General features: G+C 72.2%; 14 protein-coding genes. 9 read left to right on the top strand and 5 right to left on the bottom strand.

Translation table 11 applies throughout. The annotated features are described in order from the left end of the window. Positions 1-21 precede the first annotated feature (21 nt). On the bottom strand, positions 22-579 hold the full coding sequence (locus ABB07_RS03925; protein ID WP_208903835.1) for a hypothetical protein: 558 nt from the start codon (positions 577-579) through the stop codon (positions 22-24). Positions 580-877: 298 nt separating this feature from the next. On the opposite strand from ABB07_RS03925, the gene ABB07_RS03920 reads away from it, so the two are divergent. From ABB07_RS03920 to ABB07_RS03910, 3 genes are all read left to right on the top strand, one after another. Then, positions 878-1,846: an SCO0930 family lipoprotein gene (locus tag ABB07_RS03920; RefSeq protein WP_208897300.1), complete on the top strand. Its 969-nt coding sequence runs from the start codon at positions 878-880 to the stop codon at positions 1,844-1,846. Between the two features lie 259 nt (positions 1,847-2,105). After that, on the top strand, positions 2,106-2,918 hold the full coding sequence (locus ABB07_RS03915) for an SAM-dependent methyltransferase (protein WP_208897298.1): 813 nt from the start codon (positions 2,106-2,108) through the stop codon (positions 2,916-2,918). Further along, on the top strand, positions 2,915-5,059 hold the full coding sequence (locus ABB07_RS03910) for a putative bifunctional diguanylate cyclase/phosphodiesterase (RefSeq protein WP_208897296.1): 2,145 nt from the start codon (positions 2,915-2,917) through the stop codon (positions 5,057-5,059). Before ABB07_RS03915 ends, ABB07_RS03910 begins: the two co-directional genes overlap by 4 nt. A 122-nt stretch (positions 5,060-5,181) precedes the next feature. Here the strand turns inward: ABB07_RS03910 and ABB07_RS03905 are convergent, their stop codons facing one another. Continuing rightward, positions 5,182-6,066, bottom strand: a complete 885-nt coding sequence (locus tag ABB07_RS03905; protein ID WP_208897295.1) for a LysR family transcriptional regulator — start codon at positions 6,064-6,066, stop codon at positions 5,182-5,184. Positions 6,067-6,186: 120 nt separating this feature from the next. On the opposite strand from ABB07_RS03905, the gene ABB07_RS03900 reads away from it, so the two are divergent. The 6 genes from ABB07_RS03900 to ABB07_RS03875 all read left to right on the top strand — a co-directional run bounded on the left by ABB07_RS03900 (position 6,187) and on the right by ABB07_RS03875 (position 11,911). Continuing rightward, entirely contained in the window at positions 6,187-6,858 is a 672-nt protein-coding gene (locus ABB07_RS03900) for a succinate dehydrogenase (RefSeq protein WP_208903266.1), read from the top strand. Between the two features lies 1 nt (position 6,859). Further along, a complete protein-coding gene (locus ABB07_RS03895; protein WP_208897293.1) occupies positions 6,860-8,809 on the top strand; it encodes a fumarate reductase/succinate dehydrogenase flavoprotein subunit in 1,950 nt (649 codons plus the stop codon). Next, on the top strand, positions 8,806-9,555 hold the full coding sequence (locus tag ABB07_RS03890; RefSeq protein ID WP_208897291.1) for a succinate dehydrogenase/fumarate reductase iron-sulfur subunit: 750 nt from the start codon (positions 8,806-8,808) through the stop codon (positions 9,553-9,555). The genes ABB07_RS03895 and ABB07_RS03890 overlap by 4 nt, the downstream gene beginning before the upstream one ends. Before the next feature lie 239 nt (positions 9,556-9,794). Continuing rightward, positions 9,795-10,565, top strand: a complete 771-nt coding sequence (locus ABB07_RS03885; protein WP_208897289.1) for a GNAT family N-acetyltransferase — start codon at positions 9,795-9,797, stop codon at positions 10,563-10,565. Next, entirely contained in the window at positions 10,565-11,374 is an 810-nt protein-coding gene (locus ABB07_RS03880; RefSeq protein ID WP_208897287.1) for a lysophospholipid acyltransferase family protein, read from the top strand. Before ABB07_RS03885 ends, ABB07_RS03880 begins: the two co-directional genes overlap by 1 nt. Positions 11,375-11,383: 9 nt before the next feature. Then, the gene (locus tag ABB07_RS03875; protein WP_208897285.1) at positions 11,384-11,911 is read left to right on the top strand and encodes a hypothetical protein; all 528 of its coding nucleotides are present in this window, start codon (positions 11,384-11,386) and stop codon (positions 11,909-11,911) included. Between the two features lie 14 nt (positions 11,912-11,925). On the opposite strand, the gene ABB07_RS03870 is transcribed toward ABB07_RS03875, so the two are convergent. From ABB07_RS03870 to ABB07_RS03860, 3 genes are all read right to left on the bottom strand, one after another. Continuing rightward, positions 11,926-14,256, bottom strand: coding sequence for an ATP-binding cassette domain-containing protein (locus ABB07_RS03870; RefSeq protein ID WP_208897283.1), 2,331 nt, complete (start codon positions 14,254-14,256; stop codon positions 11,926-11,928). 32 nt (positions 14,257-14,288) lie between these two features. Then, positions 14,289-14,477: an antitoxin gene (locus ABB07_RS03865; RefSeq protein ID WP_208897281.1), complete on the bottom strand. Its 189-nt coding sequence runs from the start codon at positions 14,475-14,477 to the stop codon at positions 14,289-14,291. Positions 14,478-14,573: 96 nt separating this feature from the next. After that, complete coding sequence (locus ABB07_RS03860) at positions 14,574-15,581, bottom strand: LLM class flavin-dependent oxidoreductase (protein ID WP_208897279.1); 1,008 nt, start codon at positions 15,579-15,581, stop codon at positions 14,574-14,576. Positions 15,582-15,598: the final 17 nt, after the last annotated feature.

Here is a 15,598-nt window from a genome sequence, read left to right as displayed (position 1 = left end):
GAGGGTGAGCGGGCCGGCGCGTCAGCGCGGGCGCAGAGCCGCGACGGCGACGATCGCGGGAACGGTGATGAGCAGGACGTAGGTGACCGGCGTGGTGTGGCCGGGCGCGGGGTGTGCGAGGGGGTGCGGGTGGTACGCCGGATAGCTCACCGGCGTCACCGAGGGCCGCGGGGTGAGCCTCGGCTTCGGATCGGGTGCCGGCGGCGGCGTCGGCGCGGGGGTGGGCGTCGGGGTCGGCCGCGGGGCCGGCGGAGCCGGGGCGGGCGGGCCCGCCGGCTTCGGTTGCGGGACGGGTCTCGGCGCCGGCTTCGGCTGCGGCGGGGTCGGCTTCGGCGTCGGCTTCGGCACCGGGGTCGGCGTGGGCGTGGGCGGGTCGGGCGTCGTACAGGGCGGCTGCGGGGCCGGCCAGTGGTCGCCGGCGTAGGCCACCGCCACCGTGCCGTCCGGCCCCGTGGAGGCGTACGCACAGGCGTCGGCCGACGCGCTGCCGGCCGGGCAGCCCACCAGGGTCCAGGTCAGCGCCGCCAGCGCCAACGCCCGTGCGGCGGGCGCGCATCGGGTCACTTCGGGTCCATGCACGCGACGATCATGGGGTGCGGAACCCGGCCGTACGCCGCAGTGCGCCGGGATTGCTCCGAAGGAAGGACATAGTGCGATCCGTGGTTTGACGCGAAGAAAGCGGTGTTGGCGCCGTGCTCACGCCCGTACCAGCCCCGCGCACCGGCACGCGCGGCGGCGCGGATCACAGCGTGCGGAAAGAATTTCCCGAAGAACTTCCCCTCCCCATTGAACGCTCCGGCCCCCTCGGTCCGTACCCATGGCCGTGCGGCGGCGCGGCAGGGCGCTGCAACATCCAGGCGAATATGGGGAGTTGGAAATGAAGACCTCCTGGCGGACCGCCTCACTGGTGGCCACAGCCGCTGCGGTGCTGGCGCTGACGACGGCGTGCGGTCAGGACAACAGCACCACCCCGGCATCGGCGGCCCAGAACGTCGGTGCCACCGCGCCCGCGGGCAGCCCGACCACCGGCGCCGGTGTCGGCACCGGTACCGGATCCGGCAACGGCTACGGCGCCGACGGCAACCAGAGCTCCAGCTCCCCGACCCCGGCCGCCCCCGCGGGCAAGCTCACCGTGGCCAGCAACCCCGATCTGGGCAGCGTCGTGACCGACGGCTCCGGCCTCACCCTCTACCGGTTCGACAAGGACACCGCCAACCCGCCCAAGTCGAACTGCGACGGCGACTGCGCCACCACCTGGCCGCCGGTGCCCGCCAACGACGCCACGGCGGGCGCCGGCATCGACAAGGCGCTGCTCGGCGAGGTCACCCGCGCCGACGGCAGCAAGCAGCTCACCATCGGCGGCTGGCCCGCCTACCGCTACGCCAAGGACGTCAACGCCGGGGACGTCAACGGCCAGGGCGTGGGCGGCAAGTGGTTCGCGCTGGCCCCGAACGGCAAGAAGGCCTCCCTGGCCGCCCTGCCCGGTCTGTCCGTCCGCAAGGACCCCAAGCTGGGCGACATCGTCGTCGACAAGAACGGCATGACGGTCTACCGCTTCCTCAAGGACAAGGCCTGGCCGAAGTCCGTCTCCAACTGCACCGGGGCCTGCCTGCAGAAGTGGCCGGCCGTCGGCATCGTCAAGCCCGAGGACACCCAGGGCGTCAAGAAGAAGGGCCTGATGGGCTTCACCCGGCCCGACGGCGTCCAGCAGATGACGGTCAACTGCTGGCCGATCTACACCTTCTCCGGGGACAAGGCCCCCGGCGACACCAACGGTCAGGGCGTGGGCGGCACCTGGTACGCCGTCTCGCCCGACGGCAAGCCGGTCGGCGCGCCGGGCAACTAGATCACCTCCCCAGGGTCGATCGCCCCGCCCGGCCCGGAGCGCCACCGAAGGTCCGCCCCCTCCGCACCGCACGGAGGGGGCGGACCGTTCTGTGTTGCCGGAATCCGTCACACAGCGGTGCCATACGGGCACTTGCCGCAGGCAGTGGCGGGGAACGGACGGTCAATTTCCGGTTTGGGTCGCTCCTTTGCCGGGCGATCAGTAGCCTCAGCTCGAACACCGGATCGCCTGTCCCTGTCCCCTGCCCTTGGAGAGATACATGGAGCGCCCCGCCTGGGCCCCACGGAGCATCGACATCACGGTGCCGAGCGTCTCGCGGATCTACGACTACTACCTGGGCGGCTCGCACAACTTCGAGGTGGACCGGGAAGCGGCCCGCAAGGCGATGGAGTTCATGCCGGGCCTGCCGAAGATCATGCAGGCCAACCGGGCGTTCATGCGCCGTGCCGTGCGGTTCGCGGCCCAGGAGGGCATCACCCAGTTCCTCGACATCGGCTCCGGCGTCCCGACCTTCGGCAACGTCCACGAGGTGGCCCAGGCCGCCGTACCGGGCGCGCACGTGATCTACGTCGACCACGACCCGGTGGCCGTCGCGCACAGCCAGGCGGTGCTGGCCGGGAACGACACGGCGGACGTGGTCGCGGCGGACCTGCGCAAGCCGCAGGAGATCCTCTCCAGCCCCCAGGTGGAGCGGCTGATCGACCGGAACCGGCCGGTTGCCCTCCTTCTCGTTGCCATACTGCACTTCGTGGAAGACGCGGACGACCCCTACGGTGCGGTGGCCGAGCTGCGCGACGCGCTCGCGCCCGGCAGCCTGCTGATCCTCACGCATGCCTCGTACGAGGGAATCCCGGTGCCTGCCGAGCGGGCCGAGGGCGCGGTGGACGTATACAAGAACATTCGCAATCCGCTCATCATGCGCTCGCGCGACGACATCGCGCGGTTCTTCGAGGGGTACGACATGGTGGAACCGGGACTGGTGCCGATGCCGCACTGGCGGCCGGAGTCGGCGCCTCAGGACGAGGATCCGTTCGCCTTCTCCGGATTCGCCGGCGTGGGGCGTACGGCGTGAGCGCCGAGCCGGACGGGCCGGAGGACAGACTGCGCCGGTTCACGACCATCTGGAGCCGGGCGGTCTACCCGGTGACCTCCACGTCGCTGACCCGAGCCGAGTTCGAGGAACAACTGCTTCCGCTCGCACGCCGGTTGAGCGGGCTGCTGCTGGCGCACGGCTTCGACGCGGACGGCGCGAAGGCGGTCGGCGCCGCCCTGGTCGGCGCGCACTGCACCGACCCCGAGGCGCTCACCCGCACCCTGGACTGCGTGGACGCCTACCTGGTGCTGTACTGCGCCGGGGACGGCCCCCAGGACGAACCGCGGCTGCGCTGCTCGCGGCTGCAGCACGCGATGGCCGCCGGATACGCCGAGGCGCTGCGCGAACGCACCCTCGCCGAGCAGGAGTCCATCGCCCAGGCCGCGCTCCGCGCGCAGGGCGTGGTCGCCGAGGCCCTGCACGCCAGCGAGGCCCGCTTCCGCGCGGTCTTCGAGGGCGCCGCCATAGGGATCGGCATCGCCGACCTGGACGGCAACGTCCTCCAGGTCAACGAGGCGCTGCTGCGCATGTTCGGGCAGTCCGACCAGGCCCTGCGCGGCCGCCGCGTCCAGGACTGGGTGCACCCCGAGGACGCGCCGCAGACCTGGAAGCTCTACGACGAACTCGTCCGCGGCGAGCGCGAGCACTACCACCTCGAAAAGGCCTTCAACCGCCCCGACGGCACGGTGCTGTGGACCAACCTCACGGTCTCCCTGCTGCGCGACGCCGACGGCGACCCGCAGTACCAGCTCGCCCTCATGGAGGACACCACCGAGCGCCGGCTGCTCAACCTGAGGCTGCGCTACGAGGCCACCCACGACGCGCTCACCGGCCTGCCCAACCGCAGCCTGTTCTTCGAGCGCCTGGAGAAGGCGCTGAACGCCGGCGACGGCCAGCGCTTCGGCCTGTGCTACCTCGACCTGGACGGCTTCAAGACCATCAACGACAGCCTCGGGCACGCGGCCGGCGACCGGCTGCTGGTGGAGGTCGCCGACCGGCTGCAGTCCTGCGCGACCGCGCCCGGCGAGATGGTCGCCCGGCTCGGCGGCGACGAGTTCGTGGCCCTGACCACCGGCCCGGGCACCGAGCGCAAGGTCGACGAGCTCGCCGAGCGCATCATGAACGCCCTCGTCACGCCCGTCAGCATCGACGGCCGTGACCTGCTGGTGCGCGGCAGCCTCGGCATCGTCGAGGGCCCGGCGGGCGAGCGCACGGCGGCGGAGGTCCTGCGCAGCGCCGACATCACCATGTACCGGGCCAAATCGGCGGGCGGCAACCGCTCCGAACTCGCCGACCCGGAGGCCGACGCCCGCGCGATCACCCGCCACGGCCTGACCACGGCGCTGCCCACGGCCCTGGAGCGCGGCGAGTTCTTCATCGAGTACCAGCCGCTGGTCCACCTCGGGGACGGCAGCGTCCGGGGCGCCGAGGCCCTCGTCCGCTGGCTGCACCCGCAGCACGGCGTCCTCGGCCCCGACCGCTTCATCCCGCTCGCCGAGCACACCGGCCTGATCGTCCCGCTCGGCCGCTGGGTCCTGGAGGAGTCCATCCGCCAGGCCCGCGCCTGGCGAGAACGCCACGGCGAGGAGACCACCGCCGGTCCGCTGCGCATCAACGTCAACCTCTCGCCCTGCCAGCTCAGCCATCCGGGCCTGGTCCAGGACACCGTCGACATCCTCGAGCGCGCGGGTGTCGCCCCGGACGCCCTGTGCCTGGAGGTCACCGAGTCCGCGCTCATCGGCGCCGACGACGACCTGCTCAAACCCCTGCACCGGCTGGCCGAGATGGGCGTCGACATCGCCCTGGACGACTTCGGCACCGGCTACTCGAACCTGGCGAATCTGCGCCGCCTCCCGGTGCGCATCCTCAAACTGGACCGCTCCTTCACCCGGGGCATGCAGCAGTTCCCCGCCGACCCCGTCGACCTCAAGATCGTCGAGGGGATCGTCACCCTCGCCCACAGCCTCGACCTCGCGGTCACCGTCGAGGGCGTGGAAACCGGCGCCCAGGCCGAACAACTCCGCATACTGGGCTGCGACACGGCCCAGGGCTGGTACTACGCCCGCCCGGGCCCACCGGATCGCCTGCACGACCTGGCGCTGGTGGACGCAACAGGCTGATCGGGGGGGTGTGGGGGGCGCAGCCCCCCACTAAGGGGCGCGGGGAACTGCGCGAGCAACCACAACGGCGCCAAAGTCCGAAACGGCGCTCAATGGGCAGACGCATCCGGCACCAAGCACCGTCACCGCTCAAGCAGCATCCGCTGAAGCTCCCGCGCAGCCCGCGGCGGCGCAACGTCACTCCGGTGAGCCAATGCGATGACCCGCTGCAGCCCCGGCCGCGCCAACGGCGTGACCCGCAGCCCCTGCCCCGCCCGCGTGGCGACCATCCGCGGCACCACAGCAACCCCGAGTCCCGCCCGCACGAACCCCAGCACCGCGTCCATCTCGCCGCCCTCCACCGCGAAGTCCGGCTCGAACCCCTCCGCCCGGCACGCGGCGACGGTCAGTTCCCTGAGGTCGTAGCCGTGCCGGAACATCACCAGCCGCTCGCCCTCCAGGTCCGCGATGCGCACCACCCGGCTGCTCCGGCCGGGCGCGGGCACCTCCGGTGAGGACACCACCACGAGATCCTCCCGCAGCAGCTCCACCGTGGTCAGCGCAGGCGCCGGCGTCGGCAACGGCAGTACGACCAGGGCGAGGTCGAGCGCGCCGCGGGCCAGCTCCCGCACCAGGTCGTGCGAGCCGCCCTCCTCGATCAGGAGCTGGATGCCGGGATAGCGGTCGTGGAAGGCGCGCAGGACGTCCGGGAGCAGCCCGGTGCACAGGCTCGGCGTCGCGCCGAGCCGGACCCGGCCCCGCCGCAGCTGCACCAGCTCCTGCACCTCGTGGCGGGCCGTGTCCGCGTCCGCGAGGATCCGCCGGGCCAGTGGCAGCAGTGCCTCGCCCGCGTCGGTGAGCGTGATGTTGCCCCGGGCGCGCAGGAACAGGTCGGCGCCCAGCTCCCGCTCCAGCGCCTTGATCTGCTGGGACAGGGACGGCTGGGCGACATGGACCAGCTCGGCGGCCCGGGTGAAGTGCCGGGTCTCGGCGACGGCCACGAAGTACTGAAGCTGCTGGAACTGCACGGTTACAGGATAGCCCCAGCCTATGGAATCAAGCTGGACCATGTCTTGGACCGATGGGGCTGTCCGGGCCTAGCGTCTTGAGTCATGGCTCTGGCAACGCGGACGGACCGACGGCCGTCCATGGCGCGCACGATGTGGGACTCCTCCGTCGGCCAGAAGACGGTGATGGCCGTCAGCGGCCTGATCATGCTGCTGTACCTGGTTGCGCACATGATCGGGAACCTGAAGATCTACTTCGGGGCGGACGAGTTCAACCACTACGCCCACTGGCTGCGCACCATCGGCGAACCCTTCATGCACTACGAGTGGACGCTCTGGCTCATCCGGATCGTCCTCGTCGTCGCCGTGGTCGCCCACGCCACCTCCGCGTACCAGCTCAGCCGCCGCGACATCAAGGCGCGGCCCAGCAAGTACGTGCACAGGAAGCCGCGGGCGAGCTACGCCACCCGCACCATGCGCTGGGGCGGCATCATCCTCGGCCTGTTCATCGTCTGGCACATCCTGGACCTGACCACCGGCACCGTGCACTCCGGCGGCTTCCAGGCGGGCCACCCGTACCAGAACGTGGTCGACACCTTCTCCACCTGGTACGGCGACGTCATCTACATCGTCGCGATGCTCGCGCTCGGCCTGCACATCCGGCACGGATTCTGGAGCGCCGCGCAGACCCTCGGCGTCGGCAGCCGCGCCCGCGACCGCGCCCTGAAGACCGTCGCCAACGTCCTCGCGCTGCTGCTCACGGCCGGTTTCATCGCCGTACCCGTGGGCGTCATGACCGGAGTGGTGAGTTGACATGACCGAATACGTGAACTACGCGACGGGCGAGCCGGTCACCGACTCCAAGGCCCCGTCAGGACCGATCCACGAGCGCTGGGACAAGCGCCGCTTCGAGGCCAAGCTGGTCAACCCCGCCAACCGGCGCAAGCACACGGTCATCTTGGTCGGCACCGGCCTGGCCGGCGGCTCGGCGGGTGCCACCCTGGCCGAACAGGGCTACCACGTCGTCCAGTTCTGCTACCAGGACTCGCCGCGGCGCGCCCACTCCATCGCCGCGCAAGGAGGCATCAACGCGGCGAAGAACTACCGCAACGACGGCGACTCGATCCACCGGCTGTTCTACGACACCGTCAAGGGCGGCGACTTCCGCGCCCGCGAGTCCAACGTCCACCGCCTCGCGCAGATCTCGGTCGAGATCATCGACCAGTGCGTGGCCCAGGGCGTGCCCTTCGCCCGCGAGTACGGCGGCCTGCTCGACACCCGCTCCTTCGGCGGCGTCCAGGTCTCCCGCACCTTCTACGCCCGCGGCCAGACGGGCCAGCAGCTGCTGCTGGGCGCGTACCAGGCGCTCAGCAGGCAGATCGCGGCGGGCAACGTGGAGATGCACCCGCGCACCGAGATGCTGGACCTGATCGTCGTGGACGGGAGGGCGCGGGGGATCGTCGCCCGCGACCTGATCACCGGGCGCGTCGACACCTACTTCGCCGACGCCGTCGTACTCGCCAGCGGCGGGTACGGAAACGTCTTCTACCTGTCGACCAACGCCATGAACTCCAACGCGACCGCGATCTGGCGGGCGCACCGGCGCGGCGCGTACTTCGCCAACCCCTGCTTCACGCAGATCCACCCCACCTGCATCCCGCGCACCGGCGACCACCAGTCCAAGCTGACCCTCATGAGCGAGTCGCTGCGCAACGACGGCCGGATCTGGGTGCCCAGGGCCAAGGGCGACACCCGCCCGCCGAACCAGATCCCCGAGGACGAGCGCGACTACTACCTGGAGCGCATCTACCCCTCCTTCGGCAACCTGGTCCCGCGCGACATCGCCTCCCGCGCCGCGAAGAACGTCTGCGACGAGGGCAGGGGAGTGGGCCCCGGCGGCCAGGGCGTCTACCTGGACTTCGCCGACGCCATCCGGCGGATGGGGCGCAAGGCGGTCGAAGCCAAGTACGGCAACCTCTTCGACATGTACCAGCGGATCACCGACGAGGATCCGTACGAGGTGCCGATGCGCATCTACCCGGCCGTGCACTACACGATGGGCGGCCTGTGGGTCGACTACGACCTGCAGACCACCATCCCGGGCCTGTTCGCGATCGGCGAGGCCAACTTCTCCGACCACGGCGCCAACCGGCTCGGCGCCTCCGCGCTGATGCAGGGCCTGGCCGACGGCTACTTCGTGCTCCCGGCCACCATCAACGACTACCTGGCCCGCAATCCCCACCAGGACCCGGTCACCACCGAACACCCGGTGGTGCGCGAAGTGCTGACCGAGACGGAGGACCGGCTGCGGCGGCTGCTGTCCGTCGACGGCGACCGGACACCCGACTCCTTCCACCGTGAAGTCGGCGAGCTGATGTGGGAGTTCTGCGGCATGGCCCGCACCGACGCCGGACTGCGCAAGGCGCTGGAGCGCATCCCGCAGATCCGCGAGGAGTTCTGGCGGCGCATCAAGGTGCCCGGCACCGGCGAGGAGTTCAACCAGTCGCTGGAGAAGGCCAACCGGATCGTCGACTACCTGGAGCTCGCCGAGCTGATGTGCCTCGACGCGCTGCACCGCGCCGAGTCCTGCGGCGGCCACTTCCGCGAGGAGTCCCAGACCCCGGACGGCGAGGCCGCCCGCAAGGACGACGAGTTCGGCTACGCGGCGGCCTGGGAGTTCACGGGTACGGGCGTGGCCCCGACCCTGCACAAGGAAGACCTGGTCTTCGAGTACGTCCACCCCACCCAGCGGAGCTACGCATGAAGCTCACCCTGCGCGTCTGGCGGCAGAAGAACGCCGGCGCCGAAGGAGCGATGTCCACGTACGAGGTGGACGGCATCTCGTCCGACATGTCCTTCCTGGAGATGCTGGACGTCCTCAACGAACAGCTCATCCTCGCGGGCGAGGACCCGGTCGCCTTCGACCACGACTGCCGCGAGGGCATCTGCGGCGCGTGCTCGCTCGTCATCAACGGCGACGCGCACGGGCCGGAGCGCACCACCACCTGCCAGCTGCACATGCGGTCCTTCAAGGACGGCGACACGATCGACATCGAGCCGTGGCGGGCGGCGGCCTTCCCGGTGATCAAGGACCTGGTCGTCGACCGGTCCGCGTTCGACCGGATCATCCAGGCCGGCGGCTATGTCACCGCGCCGACCGGGTCCGCGCCGGAGGCGCACGCCACGCCGGTGCCCAAGGCCGACGCCGACTTCGCGTTCGAGCACGCGGAGTGCATCGGCTGCGGCGCGTGTGTCGCCGCGTGTCCCAACGGCGCGGCGATGCTGTTCACCTCCGCCAAGGTCAACCACCTCAACGTCCTGCCCCAGGGGGCGCCCGAGCGGGAGACGCGGGTGCTGGACATGGTGGCGCGGATGGACGAGGAGGGGTTCGGCGGGTGCACGCTGACGGGTGAGTGCGCGACCGCCTGCCCCAAGGGGATCCCGCTGGTGTCCATCACGAGCATGAACAAGGAGTGGCTGAGGGCCACCCGGAAGGTGGGGAAGAGGTAGCGCCCCGCTGAGGAGGAAACGTTCGTCGCACAGGCGAACGGGCGGGGCCGGGGATGGTGCTCACCGGCCCCGTCTGGTTTTCCGTGATCGCCGGGAGCCCGGCGTTCAGCATCCCCACATCCGCTCTCCTGCCGGCGGTCACACGCAGGCCAACCGGCGTCGGAAGAACAGGAACGGCGGCCGTATCGCCACCCGCCCGCCGCCCCGTCGCCGAACCGGCCCGTGACCAGGAGAGAGCCATGACCGGCGTTTCCACCCTCGACCGCCCCCCACAGCCCGCGGCACCGACCCGCTACACCGTCACCCTCGCCCGCGACGAGGACGACGTGCGGGCCGCGCAGCGGCTGCGGCACGACGTCTTCGCCGGTGAGATGGGGGCCCTGCTGGCCACGCCGCAGCCGGGCCACGACGTCGACGCCTTCGACGCCTACTGCGACCACCTGCTCGTCCGCGACACCGGCACCGGGCAGGTCGTCGGCACCTACCGGCTGCTGCCGCCGGAGCGGGCCGCGGTCGCCGGGCGGCTCTACTCGGAGGGCGAGTTCGAGCTGGCCGCGCTCGACGCGATCCGGCCCGGGCTGGTCGAGGTCGGCCGCTCCTGTGTGCACCCCGACCACCGCGACGGCGCCGTCATCAGCCTGATCTGGGCCGGGATAGCCCGTTACATGACCGACCGCGGGCACGAGTGGCTGGCGGGCTGCTGCTCGGTGCCGCTCGCCGACGGGGGCGCCCTCGCGACGGCCACCTGGGAGCGGGTGCGCGCCAGGCACCTGGCCCCGGAGGAGTACCGGGTACGGCCCCTGCTGCCCTGGCTCCCGAACGCCGAGGCCCCGGCCGGCCACCGTGAGCTGCCCGCCCTGCTGCGCGGCTACCTGCGCCTCGGCGCCTGGGTGTGCGGCGCGCCCGCGCAGGACCCCGACTTCGGGGTCGCCGACCTGTACGTGCTGCTGTCGATGCGCCGGGTCAACCCGCGCTATCTGCGGCACTTCCTCTCCCTCGTGCCGGCCTGATGAGCGTCTGGCTGCCCAGCGCGCCCTGCACCCCGGGCGCCTGTGTGGAGCGGGCCCGGGCCGCCACGGCCGTACCCCGGGCCGTGCTGCGGCTGACCGCGGCCGCGGTCTTGGTGCTGGCCGGGATCGCGCTGTCCCCGCTCGGCGGGAGGATCCCCGCCGCGTGGGTCGGGCGGTGGTGCCGGGCGATCGTGCGGGCCATGGGAGTCCGGGTCCGTATCACCGGCACCGCCGCCGCACCGGCCGGCGGGCTGCTGCTGGTCGCCAACCATGTCTCCTGGCTGGACATCCCGCTGCTGGCCGCCGTACGCCCCGCCCGGATGCTCGCCAAGACCGAGATCCGGCAGTGGCCGGTGGCGGGCCCGCTGGCCGCACGCGGCGGAGCCCTGTTCATCGAGCGGGACCGGATCCGCGCCCTGCCCGAGACGGTCGCCCGGATCGCCGAGGCGCTGCGCGAGGGCGCCGCCGTCGCCGCTTTCCCCGAGGGCAGCACCTGGTGCGGCCGGGCCCACGGCCGCTTCCACCGGGCCGTCTTCCAGGCGGCACTCGACGCCGGGGTGCCCGTGCAACCGGTCGGCCTGCGCTACCGGCAGAGCGGCGGCGGACCGAGCACGGCGGCGGCGTTCGTCGGCGAGGACACCCTGCTCGCCTCCCTGTGGCGGGTGGCCCGCACCCGGGGCCTGGTCGCCGAGGTGGAGGTACTCCCGGTCATCCCGGCCGGCCGCCACACCACCCGCAAGTCCCTGGCCCGGGCCGCACAGCCCGGCCGCGTGGGCGAACCGGACTGGACGCACGCGGCGCTGGTCTAGCCTTGCGCGGTGCCCTTTTTCACCACACGCCGCACGGTGCGCCTGTCGAACCACCGCATGGTGGACAGCCCCTTGGGACCGATACGGCTCAGGCACGACAACTGGCCGGCGGTCATCGTGGCCGTACAGGCTCCGCGGATGCCGCCGGTCATGGTCCGGCCCGGCCGCGAGTACGGCTCCATGAGCATCGACAAGCAGGTGATCCCCTGCGAGAAGCCCGATCGCAGCGGCTGGGACGTACGCCGCGGAGTCCGGACCCGTACGGCCCTGGTGGCGGACCGGGCCTATGAGCTGCGGCCCACCGGGCTGCGCCGGGCACAGCTGCGCCGCGACGGCGAACTCCTCGCGGAGGTGCGGGGCAGCTGGCTGGACCACAGCCCGTTCCGTACGATCCCGGGACTGGACGCCCGGCTGACCTGGGCCGGGTGGGCGGACGCGACGGACGTGGCGATCGGCCAGTCCATGGTGGTCGCCTACGGCGCCGGCGCACCCGGTGCCATCGCCACGGTCCTGGGCGTCGGGCTCGGGACCAGCTGACGGCCCGGCACGGCTCAGGGCATCACCCGCGCCAGATAGGGCGCCGTCGCACTGCCCGCCGCCCGCGCCACCCGCTCCGGCGGACCGGACGCCACGATCCGGCCGCCCCGGTCGCCGCCGCCGGGGCCCAGGTCGATGACCCAGTCGGCGCCCGCGACCACCGTCATGTCGTGCTCGACCACGACGACGGTGTGCCCGGCGTCGACCAGCCCGTGCAGCCGGTCCATCAGGACCTCCACGTCGGCCGGGTGGAGCCCGGTGGTGGGCTCGTCCAGCAGGTAGAGGGTGTGGCCGCGCCGGCCGCGCTGCAGCTCGCTCGCCAGCTTGATCCGCTGCGCCTCACCGCCGGACAGCTCGGTCGCCGGCTGCCCGAGCCGCAGATAGCCGAGGCCGATGTCGAGCAGGGTGCCGAGGCTGCGGGCGGCGGCCGGGATGTCGGCGAAGAACTCCGCCGCGGCCTCCACCGTCAGATCGAGCACCTCCGCGATGTCGCGCTCGCGGTAGGTGACTTCCAGGGTCTCGGGGTTGTAGCGGGCGCCGCCGCAGTCCGGGCACGGTGCGTAGGTGCTCGGCAGGAACAGCAGCTCGACGCTGACGAAGCCCTCGCCCTGGCAGGTCTCGCAGCGCCCACCGGAGACGTTGAAGGAGAACCGGCCGACGCCGTACCCGCGGGCCCGCGCCTCCTCGGTGCCGGCGAACACCTTGCGTACGACGTCGAACAGGCCGGTGTAGGTGGCCAGGTTGGAGCGCGGGGTGCGCCCGATCGGCCGCTGGTCGACCCGGACCAGCCGCTCCACGCCCGCCAGCTCCTCCGTCAACTCGCCGACCAGCGTGGACTTTCCGGAACCGGAGACCCCGGTGACGGCGGTGAACGCGCCGAGCGGGAACTCGGCCGTCACCGCGCGCAGGTTGTGCCGGGTCACCGGGCCCACCGTCAACCAGCCGCGCGGGGAGCGGACTTCGCGCGCCGGGCCGGGTGACTCGTCGAAGAGGAAGGCCGCCGTCGCCGACTCCTCGACCGACGCCAGCTCGGCCGGCGGCCCGCTGTACAGCACGCGGCCGCCGTGCTCGCCCGCACCGGGGCCCACGTCCACCAGCCAGTCGGCGCCCCGCACCACCTCCAGATGATGCTCCACCACGAACACCGAGTTGCCCGCCGCCTTCAGCCGGGCCAGCACGGTCAGCAGCGCCTCGGTGTCCGCCGGGTGCAGTCCGGCGGACGGCTCGTCCAGGACGTAGACGACGCCGAACAGCCCGGAGCGCAACTGCGTGGCCAGCCGCAGCCGTTGCAGCTCACCCGCCGACAGGGTGGGGGTGGAGCGGTCGAGGCTGAGGTAGCCGAGGCCCAGTTCGACGACCGGCGCGATCCGGGACCTCAGGTCCTCGGTGAGGACCCGCGCGGTCTCGGTACGGCCGGCCGGCAGCGCGGCCAGGTCGGTCAGGGGCAGCGCGGCGAGTTCGGCGATGGTCCGGCCGGCGAAGGTCACGGCCAGCGCCTCCGGCCGCAGCCGGCTGCCCCCGCACACCGGGCAGGGCGCGCTGGTGAGGAACCGTTCCGCCTTCGCCCGCAGCGACGCCGACCTGGTCTCGGAGAACGTCTTCAGCACATACCGGCGGGCGCTCATGTACGTGCCCTGGTACGGCCGTTGGATGCGGTCGGCGTCCCGGACGGGGTGCACGGTGACGACGGGCTGCTCGTCCGTGAACAGGATCCACTCCCGCGCCCGCGCGGACAGCTCGCGCCAGGGCCGGTCCACGTCGTGGCCGAGCGCGTCGAGGATGTCGCGCAGGTTCTTGCCCTGCCAGGCGCCGGGCCAGGCGGCGACGGCGCCCTCACGGATGGACAGCGAGGGGTCCGGGACCAGCAGTTCCTCGGTGGTGTCGTGCACCTGGCCGAGACCGTGGCACTCCGGGCAGGCACCGGCCGCCGTGTTCGGCGAGAACGCGTCCGAATCGAGCCGCTGGGCGCCCGGCGGATAGTCCCCGGCCCGGGAGAACAGCATGCGCAGGGAGTTGGAGAGATGAGTGACCGTGCCCACCGAGGAACGCGCCGTGGGGGCCGCCCGGCGCTGCTGCAGCGAGACCGCGGGCGGCAGCCCGGTGATCTCGCCGACCCGGGGCGCCCCGACCTGGTGGATCAGCCGGCGCGCGTACGGCGCGACCGACTCGAAGTACCGCCGCTGCGCCTCGGCGTAGATCGTGCCGAACGCCAGGGAGGATTTCCCGGAGCCGGACACGCCGGTGAAGACGGCCAGGACGTCACGGGGGATGTCGACGTCGACACCCTTCAGATTGTGTTCCCGGGCATCGCGGACGTGGACATACCCGTCGTGTGGGCTGTGCATAGAGGTACAACCCTATCCACGCCCGAGGGCCGCTACCGCGGAGGGTTGTCCCGGCGATTCTGGTCGATGTACTGGTCCGCCCGCTTCTGCGCTGCGTCGACCTGGGAGCTGTACTTGTCCTGGGTCCTCTGGTCGATCATGTCCCCGGCCTTGTCCACGCCGGTCTTGGCCTGGTCTTCGTGGCCCTTGAGCATCTGCTTGATCTTGTCCATCATGGACACGGCAGCCCTCCTCGTCGCTTGAGGCTTCCCCTTCCAGGGTCACCGGCCCCGGCCGGGTCCGCATCTCGGGGCCGTGGTGCCGTGCGCCGCCCGGCCTCAGCGGCCCGGCGTGAACAGCGCGGCGAGCCGCCGGTGGGAGTCCAGCAGGGCCGTACGGTCGTAGGTGCTGGTGGTCACCAGCACCTCGTCGGCCCCCGTCTCCTTCAGCACCGTCTCCAGCTCGTGCGCGACCTGGTCCTCGGTGCCGGCGATGTGCCCGGCGAGCGCGGCCTCGTAGAAGTCGCGCTCCTTCGGGGTCATCGGGCGGGCCTCGATCTCCTCGGCCGGGGCGAGCGGCGGGAAGGTGCCGTGGGTGCGTGAGTACGCCGTCGACCAGGCCTCCGGTACGAGCAGCCGCCGCGCCTCCTCCTCGGTGCCGGCGACCGCGACCGTCCCGGAGATCACGACATACGGCTCGGACGCCCAGCGGGAGGGGCGGAACAGGGAGCGGTACTGGTCGATGCCGCGCAGCATCTTCTCCCGGCCGCGCAGATCGCCGATCACCACCGGCACTCCGGCGCGGGCCGCGATCCGCGCGCCCTCGCCCAGGGCCAGCACGAACGGCGGCACCCGCAGCCCTTCGGCGGGACGCGCCCGCACCCCGGCCGGCGAGCCGCCCTCGAACCAGCCCAGCAGCTCGTCCAGCTGGGACGCGAAGTCCTCGGCGGCCCCCCGGTCGCGGCCGAGGGCCTTGCGCACCCCGTCGGTGAACCCGACGGAACGCCCGATCCCCATGTCGATCCGGCCGGGGAAGAGGGACTCCAGGACGCCGAACTGCTCGGCGACGACGAGCGGTTGGTGGTTGGGCAGCATCACCCCGCCGGTGCCGACCCGGATCGTCCGGGTGGCCGAGGCGACCGCGGCGGCCAGCACGGTCGGCGCGGAACCCGCGACACCGGGCACCCCGTGGTGCTCCGACACCCAGAAACGGTGATAGCCGAGCGCCTCCGCCCGGCGCGCCAGTGCGACGGTGTCCCTCAGCGCCTCGGCGGGCGGGTGCCCCTCGCGGGTGCGGGAACGGTCGAGGACGGAGACGCGGGTCCGGGCGATCACTGAGCTGCTCACAGAGGGTTCAACGCCTT

The organism is Streptomyces incarnatus (assembly GCF_001027185.1).
Classification (GTDB): domain Bacteria; phylum Actinomycetota; class Actinomycetes; order Streptomycetales; family Streptomycetaceae; genus Streptomyces; species Streptomyces puniciscabiei.
This window is presented reverse-complemented; position numbering and strand designations above follow the sequence as displayed.